This window comes from Streptomyces sp. NPDC051018 (assembly GCF_044456085.1).
Lineage (GTDB): Bacteria > Actinomycetota > Actinomycetes > Streptomycetales > Streptomycetaceae > Streptomyces.
In genome coordinates this window covers 16,032-31,581 of the sequence record NZ_JBITFN010000036.1, presented here as the reverse complement: position 1 = coordinate 31,581, position 15,550 = coordinate 16,032, and the positions used below count along the sequence as shown (strand labels likewise).

Below are 15,550 nucleotides of genomic sequence, written 5' to 3'. Positions count from 1 at the left end.
CGCTCCCTCAATCCCGCAAGATCAGCACGCTCAACGCCCACGGTCCTCGCAACTCCCACAGATCGCGGGTGTTGCGAGGACCGTTAGAACCCAAGTTCGCAGCGGGGCCTTCGACGTGTCCCGCTCTCCCATGGCCGGAGGCAACGCCTCGGCCTCGCGCTCACTCCGGGCCGCCTCCCTTCTCTCCACGGGCCGAATCAGCCTCTCGGCACTGCAGTAACGGTCGGACCTCATGCCACGCTCGAATCGCCTCGGCAAGCTCCACCATCAGCTTCCGGACTTGTACGAGCAGAAACCTCGCAAGCCCTACGGTCGCGATGACACCCACCAGGATGGCGATCCAGCACATCTCGACACCTCCCGCCCTGCGCCCTTCCACAACCACGCTCGCCGCTTCAAAGATCGAGGTCAGTGCCCACATGATCGCCTTCTGCGATCTCAGCCAAAGGCCGAGCGAAGGGAGGCTTAGAAGATATACTCGATACACGAGCTGATATCTCAGGAGGTGCACGGATGAGTCGCACAGTGATCGACCTGGACGACGAACTGCTGGCCGACGTGGCACAGGCGCTGGGGACCAGCACCAAGAAGGAGACGGTCAATACCGCCCTACGGGAGGTACTGGAGAACCGGCGCCGGGCTCTCGCTCTGGCTCGGCTGCGCGCGGCAACCACCGACGGTGGCTTCGACCTGGAGGTCTTTGACGACAAGGGGAGCTACCGGCGGTGAGCGCGGCGCAGTTTCTGATCGACACCAGCGCGCTCGCCCGATTCCTTCGCGGTGATGCCGAACAATACGGCTGGGACCAGGCAGCCGCGGCCGGACTCATCGCGACTTGCCCAATCACCGAGCTGGAGTTCTTCTACAGCGCACGATCGGTCGAGGATCGCACCCGGGGTATCGAAGACATGCGGATGATCTTTGGCTGGGTCCCCGTCGACGACCGCGCCTACAACCGCGCCTGGCAGGTCCAGGAACTGCTGACCCGGCGCGGCCGGCACCGCAGCGCCGGCGCTGTGGACCTCGTCGTGGCCGCCACAGCGGAGTTGCAGGGCCTTACCCTCCTCCACCGCGACCGCGATTTCGACTGCATCGCCGCTGTTACCGGTCAAGCCCTCCAATGGTTCGGCCCCGAGGCGGGCAAATGAACAGACCCTCGCGTGGTCTCAGTCCTGGACTCGTTCAGCGGCGTTCAGCAAGGTTCGCAGACACCCCAGCGCCTCGCTCCGCCGCAGGTCAGGACATGCACGAACCCTGCTGAACACCATTGGGGACCGTCGGAAAGCGTGTTGGGGGCAACCCCTCACGAGTTCGAATCCCGTATCCTCCGCACCCGCCTGAACAGGCGCACCGAAGAACCCGGACCGTAGAACCGTCCGGGTTCTTCGGCATGCCTTGGTCTCAGTTTCGGTCTCATACCGGTCCCGCGGCAACGATGTCGAGATCGACTTGGTGGGCGCGGACCGGAGACCGGTGGTCAAGCAGCTGTTGTTCCTCGGCTCGATCAAGTGGCTGGAGAACTCCGCGTTCGACGGCCACGACCTGGCCGCGCCGCCGAAGCACCGGGCGGAGGTCCCCGACGAGCCCGTGCCGCTCGTGCCGCTCTCCCGGAACGGGACCGGCTGCTCCGGCCTCCGGGCGGCGTACGGCCCCGAGCAACTGATCGGCGCCTGGCGCGGGGCCCGAGCCCCAGCGGTTGCGGTTCTGGTTGCCGGGGCGCCAGGAGACCGGCCCCGGGTGGCCACAAAGTGTGACCGGAGCGGGGGGAGGCACCGTAGATCTGCACCAGCTTGGTGGCACCGGGCCCTATCGGTCCCGGGTCGGGGCCCTCGTAAGGGATCGCGCGCGGCGACGGCTATGGGGATCGTCGCGTGGGCGCTCCTCCGTCCGTGGCCGAGGAGCGGGTGGGTGAGGCCGGAAGGCGGGGCGCGTCGTCGCGGCGGGGCGGCGGGTGCCCGGTAGGCGTACGGAGTCGGGCTGAAGCCGGGGGCACCGGCTGCGGCGGCCCGGGAGGCGTGCGGGGCCGGGGTCCCCGCTGCGGGGCCCGGGGAAGCGGAGCGGTGGAGCGGCCCCGGGGTCCCGCGTGGGTGGGGGCCTCCGGCGGCGGGCGAGGTCCGGAGTGTGGACGTGCGGCGTGTCCTCGTCGAGGTCGGAGGGCGGCCGGGCGCCGGGCTGTAGAAGGAGGCACCGGTGGCTCCTCGCGGGAGTTGCGGAGCCGCCGCGGACCCGCAGGAGTCGACGGGCCGCCGGGGTTGTGCGGCGGCGGAACCGGAAGGCCGGAACATGAGCAGTGCCGCCTGGGCCGGTGTGGCGGTGGCGGGCGTCACCGCCGCGTACGCGTGGGGCTCGCGCCGGCTGTCCACGACACCCCTGTCGTCGGCGATCGTGTTCGTCGGCGCGGGGATCGTCCTGGGGCCGGCCGTGCTCGGCCTGATCGATCTGAGGCGCGACCCCGCGCCGATCACCGCGCTCGTCGAGGCCACCCTGACGCTCGTACTGTTCAGCGATGCCCTGGCGGTACACAGACGGGACCTGCGGACCGGCGGCTTTCTGCCCGGCCGTCTGCTGGGCGTCGGGCTGCCGCTGAGCATCGCGGCGGGCTGGCTGCTGGCCTGGCCCCTGCTGCCGGGACTGACGATGTGGGAACTCGCGCTCGTGGGCGCCGTCCTCGCCCCCACCGACGCCGCTCTCGGCAAGACCGCCATGTCGCATCCCCGCGTCCCGCCGCTCGTACGCAACGGGCTGAACGTCGAGAGCGGCCTCAATGACGGCATGGTGCTCCCGTTCTTCGTCCTGTTCCTGGCAGCCATTCCGGGCACGCACTACGCGCAGGAGGGCGTGGCGGGCGTCTTCTGGCGCGCCTTGGTGCTGAGCACCGCGCTGGGGCTGGCGATCGGCTGGTTCGGCGGCCGGCTGCTCCAGTGGTCCCGGGCAAGGGGATGGATCACACGGGAGTGGTGGCAGATCTATCCGGTGGCCGTCGCCGCGGCCTCGTACGGACTCGCCGTCGTGACGGGCGGCAGCGGCTTCATCGGCGCCTGGGTCGCCGGGCTCGCCTGCGGGTTCGCCCTGCGGCGCTACCCGGTCGGCGGTAAGCGGAGTGACAGGGGCGAGAGGAGCGATGGGGATGAGAGGGGTGTTGGAGGTGAGCCGGGGGGCCCGGACCTCACCGGCGAGTTCACCGAGACCCTCGGAGGGCTCCTGGCGTCGATCAGCCTCTTGGTCTTCGGAGCGGTGCTGCTCGGCCCCGCGCTGGAGCATCTGAGCGCGCGGATCGTCGTGTACGCGGTGCTCAGTCTCACTCTCGTCAGGATGGTGCCGGTGGCGCTCTCCCTGGCCGGAAGCGGGCTGCGGCCGCCCACGGTGGCGTACATCGGCTGGTTCGGGCCACGCGGTCTGGCGTCCGTCGTGCTGGCGCTGCTCGTGGTGGAGGCACATATCCCCGGCGTGGAACTGCTGGGCAGTGTGGTCGCGATCACCGTCGGCCTCAGCGTTCTCCTGCACGGTGTTTCGGCCCCCGCTCTCGCCGAGCGGTACGGCCGCTGGTACGACAAGGCGGCGGCCGCCCACCCCGACCTGCGCGAGGGCGCGCCCTCACCGGAGAGCCCCGAGCCCGGTCCCCCGGACGGACCCGGGAGGTGACGCCCCGGGCCGGCCGTCGCCGGGATACGGGTCCCCGGCGCGCCGACGGACCCGAGGCGCAGGCACGGTGGGGTTGCGGTGCGGAATGGAACGGGCGAGGGAGAGGTGAACCGGGCCAAGGGTCACGGGGCCGAACCGGGCCGGGGAGCAGGGGATTTGGCCGGGCCGTGGGAGCGGGTTCGCACGTACACTCGATGCCAGGGTCTGTTCGCGCCTCGCCATCGGGAGTGCCATGAGCGGCTATGTCGGCAACAAGGACGACCACCTCAAGCGTATGCGCCGCATCGAGGGACAGGTCCGTGGCATCGCGAAGATGGTCGAGAACGACAAGTACTGCATCGATGTGCTCACCCAGGTCTCGGCCGTCACCCGGGCGCTGGAGGCCGTGGCGCTGGGGCTGCTCAAGGAGCACCTCACCTACTGCGTGACACAGGCCGTCGCGGAGGGCGGCGCCGTCGCCGAGGAGAAGATCACCGAGACGTCCGCCGCGATCGCCCGGCTGGTGAAGTCCTGAGGCGTGTGGTCTCGGGAGGATGCGGACTCGGGAGAGTACGGAGCCGGGAGGATGTTGGATTCCGGTGCGGGCATGGATTCCGGCGTGCGCGGACTCAGAAACGTACGGAATCAGGGACGTACGGAATCGGGCGGGGATGTACGGAATCACGGACGTACAGGCTCAGGCGTGACGGTCGAACGGTGACGTCCGGGGGCTGAGCCGTCCGGCGGCGGGCCTGTCGTGGGACAGGCGGCGGGGCGCCGGCGTCGGGTGCAGCACGAAGGCCCCCGACTCAGCGTGACGGTCGGCCCGTTCGTCCGGTGCCGGCCGCCCCCGCTGGTCGAGGGCCGTACATGCGATCGTGGTCGTGGATGTGGATGTGTGCGTCTCTGGTGGGCCGAAGACAGTGGATCCGGTCCGTACACCGGGTTCCGGGCTTCGGGCCACGGATTACCGCTTCGATGGGCCACCTCCTGTCACTGCCGCGGCCTCCGCCGTCCGCCGCGCGGTCCCTCGTCCGGTCCCCCGTTCCGTCGTCACCGGCGACGGCTCGGGAGCCCCCTCCGGTGCCGGCGCGGCGGGTGTGCCCGTCGGCGGGATGTGGCGTAGTGCGAGGGCTGCGAGGACCGCGCCCGCCGCGGCGATCCCGGCGGCCGTGGCCGCGCTGAGGTTGAAACCGCTCGCGAAGGAGTCGCGCGCCGTACGCAGCAGGGACGCGCCCAGCTCCGCCGGGAGCTTGTCCGCCGCGGCGATCGCTCCGTCGAGATTGTCCCTGGCGGCCTTCTCGGCCTCGGGCGTCAGCCCGGTGGGCAGAGCACCCTCGATCTCACTCCGGTAGCGCGCGACGCCGATACTGCCGACGACCGCGACGCCGAGCGAGATGCCCAGGTCGTTCACGGTGGAGCTGAGACCGCCCGCGGCTCCCGCCTTCTCCGGCGGTACGGAGCCGACGACGAGGTCGGTGGTGAGCGCCATGGACGGGGCCACGGCCGGGTAGAGGACGATGAAGCTCGCGATCAGCAGCGGAAGCGCTGTGGTGCTGCCGACCTGGGTGAGCATCAGATAGCCGACCACCTGCACCGCCAGACCCGTCGCGATCACATAGCCCGGCCGTACGCGGCGGGCGAGGACCGGGGAGAGCGTGGCGACCACGATCAGGGCGAGCGCCGCGGGCAGGATCGCGAATCCGGTCTCCAGCGGGGACAGATCCGCGACCAGTTGCAGGAACTGGGTGAACATCAGATACACGCCGCCCAGTCCGGTCGCGGCCAGGATGAACACCCCGAGCGCCCCGCTCACCGTGCGGTTGCGGAAGAGGCGTACGTCCAGCAGCGGTGCCGTGGAGCGCAGCTGACGGACGACGAACAGCGCCCCGACGGCCACACCGATGAGGATGGACAGCAGCGAGAGCCCGAGGGACTCGCCCGTGGCGATGGACTTGATGCCGTAGATGAACGGCAGCAGGGTCGCCAGCAGCAGAACCGCGCTGATGATGTCCAGCCGTCCCTGACCCGGGTTGCGGTGTCCGGGCAGCAGCAGGGGTGCGCCGATCAGCACCACCGCCATGACCGGGACCGCGACCAGGAAGGTCGCCCGCCAGGTGAAGGCGTCCAGGAGGAGCCCGCTGAGCAGGGGACCGAGTGCGACACCGGCGGAGATGGCGGCGGCCCAGGCGCCGATGGCCACACCCCGCTGTTTGGCGTCACGGAACATCGTGAAGATCAGTCCGAGGGTGGCGGGCATCTGCGCCGCCGCCGCCACTCCGAGCACCGCCCGCCAGACGATCATCATCGCCGGGTCGTCGGTGGCCGCCGCGGCGACCGAGACGATGCCGAACACCGCCGCGCCCGCCATCAGCAGACTCCGGTGACCGATCCGGTCGGCGACCGTGCCCATCAGCACGAGGAAGCCGGCCATGAGGAAGCCGTAGATGTCCAGGATCCACAGCGTCTGCGTGCTGCTGGGCGCCAGGTCGGCGGCCAGGTACGGGATCGCGAGGAACAGGATCGTGAGCATCATGAACAGGAGCATCGCGGGCAGCACCAGCAGGGCCAGTGCGAACCACTCTCTGCGTCCCGCGGTGGGTGCGGGTGAACTCCGCGCCGTTGACATGGCTGGTTCTCCTTCTCGGGGCGGCGCCGGTTGGGCGTCGCCCTGGTTCGAGGCGGCCTCCGCCGCCATGAATACCCCTAGGGGGTAGGGGTATGGAAGATACGAGTTGGAGGTACCCACGTCAAGCCCCTTGAAACCGCCCGTCCCTGGGGTCGCGGATGCCCGGCCCCTCCCGACCTTCGGCCATCCGCGTCAGCGGCCGGTACGGAGCAACCGCGGCCGCGGAGAGGGAGACGGGTCATCCGCCGGGAGGGCATGTTCGTGCGGGCCCGCGTTACCGGTACGGCGTCATATGTACGGCGTGACCGGGTTCGGCGCCCTCAGTACGGCGGGGACGGCACCGGCACCGGCACCACCAGTGGCAGCGGCGCCGGTACGGCGTACCGCCTGAGCACCGCCCTGGCCGCCCGGCCCGGGTTCCTGGATGAGCCGCCGGACGGCAAAGGTGTCGAGCCGCTGGGCGCGGCCCGGAAGAGGCCGGCGGAGGTCCCGCCGGTGAAGGGCGGCGATCTCGCCGTCGGGCCGGAAGCCGACGGGGCGGTGGTACGGCCGGTGAACAGCGCGCCGTACTCGGCGCGTCGGCCGGGCTCCAGCAGGAAGCCCGCGTACCCCAGGAAGCGCAGGGGCCGTCGGGGCGCTGCCCGGTCTCCTCCAGCAGCTCGCGCAGAGCGGCGGCGCGCGGGGACTCGCCCGGTTCGATCAGCCCTCCGGGCAGTTCCCGGCCCGGCGGTACCGGTTGAAGACCATGAGGACCCGGTCGCGGCGCCGGAGCGCGACCGGGGCGAACGGGGTCGGCGCGTCATCGGGAGGCATGTCCTCCGGGTCCCGGACGAAGGAGACCAGGGCGTTGCCCCGGTCGTCCACGGCCAGGGGCGCGGGTGGGGGGTCCCACCCGCGCCGGTCGTGTGCCGCCACGCAGGCCCCCGCGTGTCCGGCCGGCCAGTCAGCCCGTCCCAGTCCGTCGTACGAGTGTGGGTCGGGCCACGCGAAGGGGACAAGCGCCAAGGCCGCGACCGTTACTTGAACTCGACCGGTCCCGCGTCCATCTTGATCGTCCCGTCGATGTGCAGACCGGGACGAGCCTCGCTGCCCGGACTGCTGTACGCCTCGACCTGGCGGATGGCCGCGCCACCGGGCTCCGTGAAGTCGACCAGGGCGATCGCCACCCAGTAGCGCGTGTGGGCGTCCTCGAAGAGAGGCACGGTGACCGTGGATCCCCGTCCGTCGCTGACGACGACCTGCGCGCCGAAGCTCTGGAACGATCCGGCTCCGTTCTGGACGGCGGAGTACGCGCACAGCAGCACATAACCCTGTTCGTCGGGTCGGACGATACGGATGGTCTCCCGGCCCGGGATCCGGGAATCACCGTCCAGAAGGATGTACGGCTCCGCCGTCAGCGAGCCCAGGTTGCGGTAGTAGACGGCTCCGGCGCGGGCCTTGGCCTTGGCCTTGGCCGCCCGCTTGCTGAGGGGGGCCGGGCCCTGTCCGGGGCGTACGGCCGTTCCCCCCGGCTCGTGGCGGGCCTTGACGACCGTCCCGGGCGCCACCGGTCCGCGCAGGGCCTTCGACGCGGGGACGAACAGGGCGTAGAAGTCGAGGTCGGCCCCCTGCTCGCGCCGGCTGTCGCTGCCGCCGTCCCACTCCAGCGCGGCCACGACCTCCAGCGCGGGATCCTGCTTGTCCAGGCTGATGGACGCCTGTTGGCCCTTCTCCAGGCTGATGGTGACCTTGGTGAAGGGCGATGCGGCGGCACCAGCCGCCGGTGGCACGGCCGCGGCGGGCGCGGGCACGGGAGTGGGCATGGTCGCCGCGGGCGGGGCCGCTCCGGAAGCGGCCGGGGCAGCCGTACCGACCCCGCTCGTACCGCCCTCGTCGGTGTCGTCCGCGACGTCGATGCCGAAGTCCGTGGCCACGCCCGCGAGTCCGTCCGCGTACCCCTGGCCCACCGCCCGGATCTTCCAGCCGTCGCCCCTGCGGTAGATCTCCAGCAGCACGGCGGCGCGCTCGCCGTCCGTCATCGGGGGTACCTCGAAGACGACCGGCTCACGGCCGTCCTCCAGCGCGCGGACGGAGAGGTCCTTCACCCCGCTGAACGTGCGGCTCGTGTCGTCCGGATCGCAGCTCCCCACCAGGAGCACGCTCTCGACGGACGCCGGGAGCGCCGAGGGCTCCACGACGATCCGCTCGCCGCCGCCGTCCCCCGCCGGCAGGTGCCTCACCGCCCCCGCCTCGGCGTCCGGCTGGTTGAAGAACACCATGTCGGCGTCGGATCTCACCTTGCCTCCGGCCCCTATGAGCAGAGCGCTGAGGTCCACGGGGTCCCCCACACTGCGCAGTTCGGCCGTGATGCGCGTACCGCCGACGGGTGCGTTCGCACCCTTGGTAAGTATTGTCATAACCAATCCCCACTCGTACCGTCCCGCCACTTTGGCACGTGCAGCCACATGGGTACAGGGAGACGACGATCGCGCAGCCGTCCGGACGGTCGTGCCGGGCCCTGCCGGGCCGCCGTATCGGGGGCCGCCGGGGACGGCCCGGGCGCGGGTCGTGGAGGGTCGGGGGTCATGGAGGGGCCCGGGGCAGGTCGTTACGGGGGTCGGGCACGGGTCGTTACGGGGGTCGGCCGCTCGTCGGCCAAGCCCCGCGTACCGCCCCCTACCCGGCGGACACCCCGTACGTCCCATACGCCCCACCGGTCCCTCGGCGAGGCCGAGTCGCGACGCGGAGACCGGTCGCCCGGGTGACGGGCCCGTCAGCGGGGTGGCTTGGTCATCGGCACCCAGGTCATGCCATAGCCGTAGGCCCGGTCGATCTGCTGCTGGATGAGCGACTCCTGCGATGCGGTGAACCAGCGGACCTCCCGCAGCATGGTGAGGCCGTCGCCCTCCGCCGTCACCCGGGCGATCGCGCACGCGACCGCGCCCGGCGGGGAGTCGTCCAGCAGGATGCGGTGGCTGCCGCCGGAGCGGTCCGGGCCGGTGATCTCGGCGGTGGCGCCCAGACGGCGGAAGTCGACGGCGCCCTCGTAGACGTACGCGAAGATCAGCAGCCGGCGGAAGAGGGCGCGGTGCTCCATGCTGACGCGCAGGGTCTCGCCGTCGGACGCGCCACCGGTGCGATCGTCCTGGTCCAGGGCCGCGTAGGGCCAGGAGGTGAGCGAACCGTAGTCGTCGCCGAGGGCCTGCACCACGGCCGTGCCGCCGTCGGTGAACTCGATCAGAGCGCCCAGATCGAGGTCGGCGTCATGCCCGGGAGGCCAGTTGAGATTGACCTGGAGGACACCGCGGCCGGTGAGCCGGACGGCGGGTGAGCCCCTGGTCAGCAGGGAACGCGGCTTCTGCCGCTGCCCGTACGGTCCGCTCCGTCCGCCCTCGGCCCGTCCGGATCGCCTCTCCGATCCGCGCGACCCGTCGCCGCGCTCGGCGGCTGCCCGGTCCCGGCCTCGTAATCCGCCGTCCCGGCCCGCCGGTTCACCTCCGGGGCCACCCGCAGGACCGCCGGGCGTCCGGCCCGAGGCCGGTTCGGGCGCCGGGTCGCCGGAAGCCGGTTCGGGCGCCCGGCCCGGAGTACCCGGAGTACGGCCCGGGGTACGGCCCGTGGCGCTCTCGGACGCGCTGCCCGATGTACCGTCCGGTCTGCTGTCCGGCGGGCCGTCCGTACCTCTGTTTCCGGCACCCAGCCGGATCACTCCGCGTGGACGATCGTCCCCCATCGTCTCCCCCCTCGGGTCGTGTGGCGCACGTTTCCGGGCGCCCCGCGGGCTCGTCCGCAACCGGCGCCGGGGCTCGCGGACGGCGTCCGCCCGTCGTCGGACCGGCCGTCCCCGGCGGCACCGGCCCTCCGGTGTGACGGTCCCTCGCTCCGCCCACGGTCGCGGTCGGCATGCGCTAGCATCGGCGCCTCAGCCGGGAGCCAACTTTACGGCTGTTCAAGGGGTTTGGGGGATCCGCGCACACGAGTCGGGTTGAGCGGGGCCGCATCCCGACCGCGTTCGCATGGGGGTGCGTATGCCAGTAGGGGCACTGGCCGGCCGTAACAAAGTCGCGGCAGACCTCACCGATCTCGCCAGGGAACCGGGCCTCGCCTCCCGGCGCGACGAACTCACCGTACTCGCCGACGCGTTGCGCGGAATCGGCGACGGCGATCTGGAACCCTGGACCGAACTGGACCTGGTCTCGGCGTTCGCGCGCCGGGAGTCGGTACAGGCCCTGCGCACCCGGCGCCCGCCCGCCTACCTCGGATGGCTGGAGGCCGGCCTCGGGGCGCTGGTGTTCGTACCGCTGCTGCTCACCTGGTCCGGGCTGACCCGGGCCTCCAGCGCGTACGAAGCACTGATCGAGGCCGATCGCAAACAGGCCGCGCGGCCCTTTCTCCAGCTGTGGCAGACCGGCTTCGAAGGGCATCTGACCGGCTGGTTCACCTTCGGGCACGTCGTCGGGACCGCCACCCTCGTGATTCTGCTCCTCCTGATGCTGGCGATGCTGCACGGATGGCGCCGGGCCGCCCAGGACCGTGCCGAGGAGGCCGCGAGGCTCGGCGGCGACGAACTGCTCGCCCGGCTGGTGCCCGTACTCACCCGGGCCCAGCTCCTGCTGAACGAGGAGCGGTTCGGCTCGCCCGTACGGTTCGCCGCGGAGCTGGGCAAGTCCGCCCACACCCTCAACCAGCTGTCCGACAAGGCGGTCAAGGCCCAGACGAGTCTGGAGGCGGCGGCCGAACTGGTCGGCAAGTCCGTGGAGGGCGCGAAGCGGCGGCTCGCGGGAGTCGATGCCGCCCTGGTCCCGCTGGAGCGGGTGGCCGGGCGGATCGAGAAGGCCGTGGCCGACAGCGGCGACGGGGTGAGCAAGGCACTCGGCGAGGTCCGTACGGCGAGCGGAGAGATCCGCGACCGGCTCGACCGGGCCGGTGAACGGGTCGAGGACGCCGTCACCGTACTGGCCGCCTCCCAGCGCTCGTTCACCACGAGCACCGAGGTGGCCGCCGATGTCACCGCGCTGACCCTGGCCCGTATCGGCGAGGTGGCCGAGCAGACCGCACAGGCGGTCGTGGCCTCCCAGGACGCGGCCCGGCAGCTCGCCGAGCAGACCGAGGCTCTGCGCGCCGCCGCCTCGCGCTTCGCGGAGCTGGCCGTCGCGCTGGGCGAACCGGGCTCCGCGGGGCCCGGCTTGTCCCTGACGTACGAGCCCCGCGACCACAACGGCCATGTGGATCTCGCCAAACGCCCCGCGCCGCTGGAAACGGGAGCGCCGTGAGGCGGCGGCGGGGAGTGAACCCGCTGCATCTGGCGGGCTGGCTCTTCGCCGACATGCTGCTGGTGGTGACCCTGGTCGCGATGGGCGACCGGGGCGATCCGCTGGGGGCGGCCCAGACCGCCCGGCCCACTCCCGGCGCCTCCGGCAAGGCCACCGCGCCTCCGAAGAAGCCCGCCGGGCCGCGTGCCGTGGAGCGCAAGCCGGTGGAGGTGGCGATCGACGCGAACGCCTCCGACACCCGCCGGATCATCGCCCGGCTGCGCGCGGTCACCGCGAAGTACCAGGGGCGCCAGGCGGCCATCGTCCTCACCTTCGGCCGCAATCAGGATGCGGGGGCGGGGGTCGCGTACGCCCGCCGGGTCAACTCGCTGCTGGACGAGGCCCGTCCGGAGATGTTCCGCGGCACCACCACCCGGGACTTCGTCCTGCTCCGGGGGTCGAGCGGGCATGCGGACCTGGAGATCTACTTCTACACCCACTGACCGGATGAACGACCGCCCCGCCGACCGGATGAACCGCTGACCCTCTGACCCGCTGAGATGAACCGCCGACCCGATGCCTGCCTCGTGAAACCACCGATCCGCGGACCCGTCCGCTGATCCGCCGGCCCCTCCGGCTGTCCGACGCGCCCTGCACCGACCGCCGGACGGACACGGGCTGACACCGGCTGTTCGACCGACACCAACCGAAACCGACCGACACCAACCCGACCCCGACAGAGACCGACAGAGACCGACCGGCCTCGCTCCACCCCCGATCCCCCACCGGCCCTGACCGTGAACCCTCACCGGAGGAACGCTCGTGCAAATCCTGCCTTTCTATATGGTGTGCGACGAGTCGGGCTCGATGAGCGGTCCGCCCATCGACGCCATCAACGCCGCGCTGCCCGACCTCCACCAGGAGATCAGCACCAATCCGACGGTGGCCGACAAGACCCGGTTCGCCCTCATCGGCTTCTCCGACGACGCCACGGTGCTCCAGCCGCTGGTGGACCTCAGCGAGCTGGACAGCCTGCCCGCGCTCGCCGCCGGCGGAGTGACCTCGTACGGGGAGGCCTTCCGTACGCTGAAGAAGTGCGTCGAGGCGGATGTGGCCGACCTCAAGTCCCAGGGCCACGAGGTGTACCGGCCCGTCGTCTTCTTCCTCTCCGACGGGGTGCCCACGGACGGCGGCTGGGAGCAGGCGCTCCAGGACCTGACCTCCTCCCGCTACGCCCCGAAGATCATCGCCTTCGGCATCGGCGCGGCGGACACCGCCACGATCAGCCAGGTCGCCAACTTCCGCGCCTTCATGCAGCAGGACTCGTCCGTCTCGCCCGCCGCCGCGCTCCGTGAGTTCGCCGCGAGCCTCACCCGTTCGATCGTGCGCTCGGCCAGCAGTATGTCCGCCGACGGCAGCACTGGTTTCAGTCTCGCCGTGGACGAGCAGGTGACCGGCTTCACCACCGTCGCGCTCGACAAGCTCTGACAGCCGAGAGGAGGTTCGCCATGGACCACTTGCCCGGCCCGCTGGGCCATCGCCCCCCGCCTCCCGGGGCCCATGACCCGGCCTCACCGGACCGCCCCCCGGCGCAGCCCCAGGGTGATCCGCCCGCACCGGGCCGCCCCCGCGACGAACCGGGGCCTCGCGGTGACCACCGCCCCCTGCCCCAGGGCGGCCTCCGGCCCCCGGCGCCGCACTGGCCGGACGCCGGTGACGACGGGCTGCTCGAAGGGCTCCCCCAGGACATCCAGCAGGCCATACGGCCCCGCCACAGCGCTCCCCCGCCCGAGATCCCGCGCGGCGGTCCCCTCCATATCGGCGCCCGCCCGCCGAGCTATCCCGCCAACCCGCTCGGGCTGCCGTCCGTACGTGAGGCGGACCTGCTCGCCGCCACCCTGCCCGACACCGTGCTCGACGGGGCCGAGATCGGGGCGCTGACCGTACGGGCGGTGTCCGTGCGCGGGGACTCCCACCGCTGGAACGGGGAGTGCCGGCAGGACGCGGTCGGGGTCAGCAGGCTCGGGCCGGCCCCGGCCCCCGGCGCCGGACGGGGCGACGGCACGGCCCAGTCCGGGCTGCTGCTGCTCGCGGTGGCCGACGGCGTCGGATCGGCGCCGCTCTCCCACCGGGGGTCGTCCCATGCCGTACGCCTCCTGGCCCGCTATCTGGACCGGGTCGCGGAGGAACTGGCGGCGGCCCTGCGCAACCGCGATGTGGCCACCTTCACGGCACTCGCCGACACGGCGGTGGCCAACACGGCGGCGGAGCTGCGGAATCTGACCGAGGGACCCGGCACGGCGTACGCGACCACGCTGCGCGCCCTGGTCGTACCGCTCGATCCGGATGTCACGGCACGCGGCTTCCTCGCGGTCGGGGACGGCGGGCTGTTCCGGCTGCGGGACCGCCGTTGGGAACGCTTGGACGCTCCCGGGGCGCCCGGCGCCGACGGGGTGATCGACACCAGGACCGCCGCGCTGCCCGACGCCTACAGCGGGGTGGGGGCCGCGCTGCTCACTCCGTCGGAGCCGGGTGATGTGCTGATCCTGTGCACGGACGGGTTCTCCGGGCCGCTCGCGGGCGAGCGGGAGCTGCGGGACCGGCTGGCGGAGCAGTGGGGGCACAGCGCCGCCGTGCCCGAACTCTCCGACTTCATGTGGCAGGTGCAGACCCGGGTGAAGTCCTACGACGACGACCGGTCGGTCGTCTGTCTGTGGGAGGGCGTGCGATGACCGCCGCCGACGGCGCGGACGTTCCGCTGTCCTCGCTCACCCTCGGGGGCAAGATCGGCGACGGCGGGCAGGGGGAGGTCCACTCCGTACGGGAACCCGTCAGCCCCGGCCGCAGCGCCCTGCTGTACAAGAGCTACCGCTCCCCCGGTCAGGTCGACGGCGGGGCGCTCGGCGCGCTGGTCGCCGTGTACCGCGCGCTGCCGCCCGAGGAGCGGGACCGGCTGGACGCGGGGACCGCCTGGCCGCTGTGCCGGGTGGTGGACGGAGGGCGCCCGGTCGGGTTCCTGATGTACGAGGCCCCGGCGGAGATGACCTGGCGCACCGCGCAGGGCGCGGTGAAGCTGACGGAGCTTCAGTTCCTGCTGCGGGAGCCGAAGACCGCATGGCAGGACATCCGCCAGCCCGCGCCCGGCCAGCGGCGCGAACTGACGCTCGCGCTGGTGACGCTGATCGAGCGGCTGCACAGCTGGGGCCTGGTGCTGGGCGATGTGTCCCAGGCCAACATCCTGTGGACGGTACGGCCCGCGCCCGCGGTGTATCTGCTCGACTGCGACGGGTTCCGGGTCACGGGCGAACCCCCGGTCCTCGCCCAGGCCGACACTCCCGACTGGGCCGATCCGCTGGCCCGTCCCGGCTCGGTCACCGTGGACAGCGATCGCTACAAGGCGGCACTGGCCGCGGGCCGCATCCTGTCCCGGGAGGCGTACGCCGTGCCGGGCGGCCCGCTCGGGGTGCTGGCGGGCGAACTCGACGAGCGGCAGGAGACGGCGGTACGGGAACGGTTCGCCCAGGCGGGCGGCGCGCTCGGCACCCGGCCCACGCTCGCCGAGTGGCGTACCGCGCTGTCGGGGCGGGACGTCATCAAGCTGACCGCCGCCGCACCGGCGCCCCGGCCGCAGCTGAACCGCGCGATGCTCGACGGGGTACGCGACCGGGGGTCGATCCCGCTGCGTCCGCCGGGGGCCTGACCGGGGGAAGGGGATCGGTTCCGGGAAGGGGGTCGGTTCCGGGAAGGGGATCGGTTCCGGGAAGGGGATCGGTTCCGGCGCCCGGGTCTGAACCGGGAAGGGGTCCGACCGGCCGGGGTCGGAATCGGCCGCGGTCCGGTCCCGCCGGGCGTTCGATCCGACCGAGCTCCGATCCGACCGGGCGCCCGAACCGGGCCGGCACCCGCTCCATCCAGTCCCTGGCCCATCCGGCAACCGCTCATCCAGCGCCGGGCCCATCCAGCGCCTGATCCGGCCGGGTATCCGGACCGGCGGGGCGTCCGGGCGGGGCGCCGGACGCCCGTCCGGCCCGGGTCTCCGGGGCCGGGTCCCCGGGTCGAGTCCCGGAGC

At 72.2% G+C, this 15,550-nt stretch carries 15 protein-coding genes and 1 pseudogene; 10 read left to right on the top strand and 6 right to left on the bottom strand.

All coding sequences use genetic code 11. The features are described from left to right. Positions 1-160 precede the first annotated feature (160 nt). Positions 161-421: a hypothetical protein gene (locus ACIBCM_RS34485; protein WP_399250264.1), complete on the bottom strand. Its 261-nt coding sequence runs from the start codon at positions 419-421 to the stop codon at positions 161-163. A gap of 92 nt (positions 422-513) precedes the next feature. Between ACIBCM_RS34485 and ACIBCM_RS34480 the strand changes: the two genes are divergently transcribed. The 5 genes and pseudogenes from ACIBCM_RS34480 to ACIBCM_RS34460 all read left to right on the top strand — a co-directional run bounded on the left by ACIBCM_RS34480 (position 514) and on the right by ACIBCM_RS34460 (position 4,156). Further along, complete coding sequence (locus ACIBCM_RS34480) at positions 514-729, top strand: type II toxin-antitoxin system VapB family antitoxin (RefSeq protein WP_399250262.1); 216 nt, start codon at positions 514-516, stop codon at positions 727-729. Next, on the top strand, positions 726-1,148 hold the full coding sequence (locus ACIBCM_RS34475) for a PIN domain nuclease (protein ID WP_399250260.1): 423 nt from the start codon (positions 726-728) through the stop codon (positions 1,146-1,148). Before ACIBCM_RS34480 ends, ACIBCM_RS34475 begins: the two co-directional genes overlap by 4 nt. A 268-nt stretch (positions 1,149-1,416) precedes the next feature. Continuing rightward, a pseudogene (locus ACIBCM_RS34470) lies at positions 1,417-1,677 on the top strand (ATP-binding protein); the annotation flags it as partial. A 606-nt stretch (positions 1,678-2,283) separates the two neighbouring features. After that, entirely contained in the window at positions 2,284-3,642 is a 1,359-nt protein-coding gene (locus ACIBCM_RS34465) for a cation:proton antiporter (RefSeq protein WP_399250258.1), read from the top strand. Between the two features lie 232 nt (positions 3,643-3,874). Then, positions 3,875-4,156, top strand: a complete 282-nt coding sequence (locus ACIBCM_RS34460) for a metal-sensitive transcriptional regulator (RefSeq protein WP_399250256.1) — start codon at positions 3,875-3,877, stop codon at positions 4,154-4,156. Positions 4,157-4,588: 432 nt separating this feature from the next. On the opposite strand, the gene ACIBCM_RS34455 is transcribed toward ACIBCM_RS34460, so the two are convergent. The 5 genes from ACIBCM_RS34455 to ACIBCM_RS34435 form a co-directional block, all read right to left on the bottom strand. Then, the gene (locus ACIBCM_RS34455) at positions 4,589-6,250 is read right to left on the bottom strand and encodes an MFS transporter (RefSeq protein WP_399250254.1); all 1,662 of its coding nucleotides are present in this window, start codon (positions 6,248-6,250) and stop codon (positions 4,589-4,591) included. Positions 6,251-6,524: 274 nt separating this feature from the next. Next, positions 6,525-6,950 (bottom strand): NUDIX domain-containing protein, encoded by a 426-nt coding sequence (locus ACIBCM_RS34450; protein ID WP_399250272.1) that lies wholly within the window; start codon positions 6,948-6,950, stop codon positions 6,525-6,527. Continuing rightward, positions 6,950-7,165, bottom strand: coding sequence for a hypothetical protein (locus tag ACIBCM_RS34445; protein WP_399250252.1), 216 nt, complete (start codon positions 7,163-7,165; stop codon positions 6,950-6,952). The genes ACIBCM_RS34450 and ACIBCM_RS34445 overlap by 1 nt, the downstream gene beginning before the upstream one ends. Before the next feature lie 101 nt (positions 7,166-7,266). Continuing rightward, positions 7,267-8,646 carry a TerD family protein gene (locus ACIBCM_RS34440; RefSeq protein WP_399250250.1) on the bottom strand — a complete coding sequence of 460 codons (1,380 nt, stop codon included), beginning with the start codon at positions 8,644-8,646 and terminating at the stop codon, positions 7,267-7,269. A gap of 356 nt (positions 8,647-9,002) precedes the next feature. Beyond that, on the bottom strand, positions 9,003-9,962 hold the full coding sequence (locus ACIBCM_RS34435) for a tellurium resistance protein TerA (RefSeq protein ID WP_399250248.1): 960 nt from the start codon (positions 9,960-9,962) through the stop codon (positions 9,003-9,005). A gap of 295 nt (positions 9,963-10,257) precedes the next feature. Between ACIBCM_RS34435 and ACIBCM_RS34430 the strand changes: the two genes are divergently transcribed. From ACIBCM_RS34430 to ACIBCM_RS34410, 5 genes are all read left to right on the top strand, one after another. Next, positions 10,258-11,502 carry a methyl-accepting chemotaxis protein gene (locus tag ACIBCM_RS34430; protein WP_399250247.1) on the top strand — a complete coding sequence of 415 codons (1,245 nt, stop codon included), beginning with the start codon at positions 10,258-10,260 and terminating at the stop codon, positions 11,500-11,502. A 53-nt stretch (positions 11,503-11,555) separates the two neighbouring features. Further along, positions 11,556-11,984 (top strand): hypothetical protein, encoded by a 429-nt coding sequence (locus ACIBCM_RS34425; protein WP_399250270.1) that lies wholly within the window; start codon positions 11,556-11,558, stop codon positions 11,982-11,984. A 319-nt stretch (positions 11,985-12,303) separates the two neighbouring features. After that, entirely contained in the window at positions 12,304-12,969 is a 666-nt protein-coding gene (locus tag ACIBCM_RS34420) for a VWA domain-containing protein (RefSeq protein ID WP_399250245.1), read from the top strand. A gap of 20 nt (positions 12,970-12,989) precedes the next feature. Next, complete coding sequence (locus ACIBCM_RS34415; protein ID WP_399250243.1) at positions 12,990-14,213, top strand: protein phosphatase 2C domain-containing protein; 1,224 nt, start codon at positions 12,990-12,992, stop codon at positions 14,211-14,213. Next, positions 14,210-15,181 carry a hypothetical protein gene (locus ACIBCM_RS34410; RefSeq protein WP_399250241.1) on the top strand — a complete coding sequence of 324 codons (972 nt, stop codon included), beginning with the start codon at positions 14,210-14,212 and terminating at the stop codon, positions 15,179-15,181. Before ACIBCM_RS34415 ends, ACIBCM_RS34410 begins: the two co-directional genes overlap by 4 nt. Positions 15,182-15,550 lie beyond the last annotated feature (369 nt).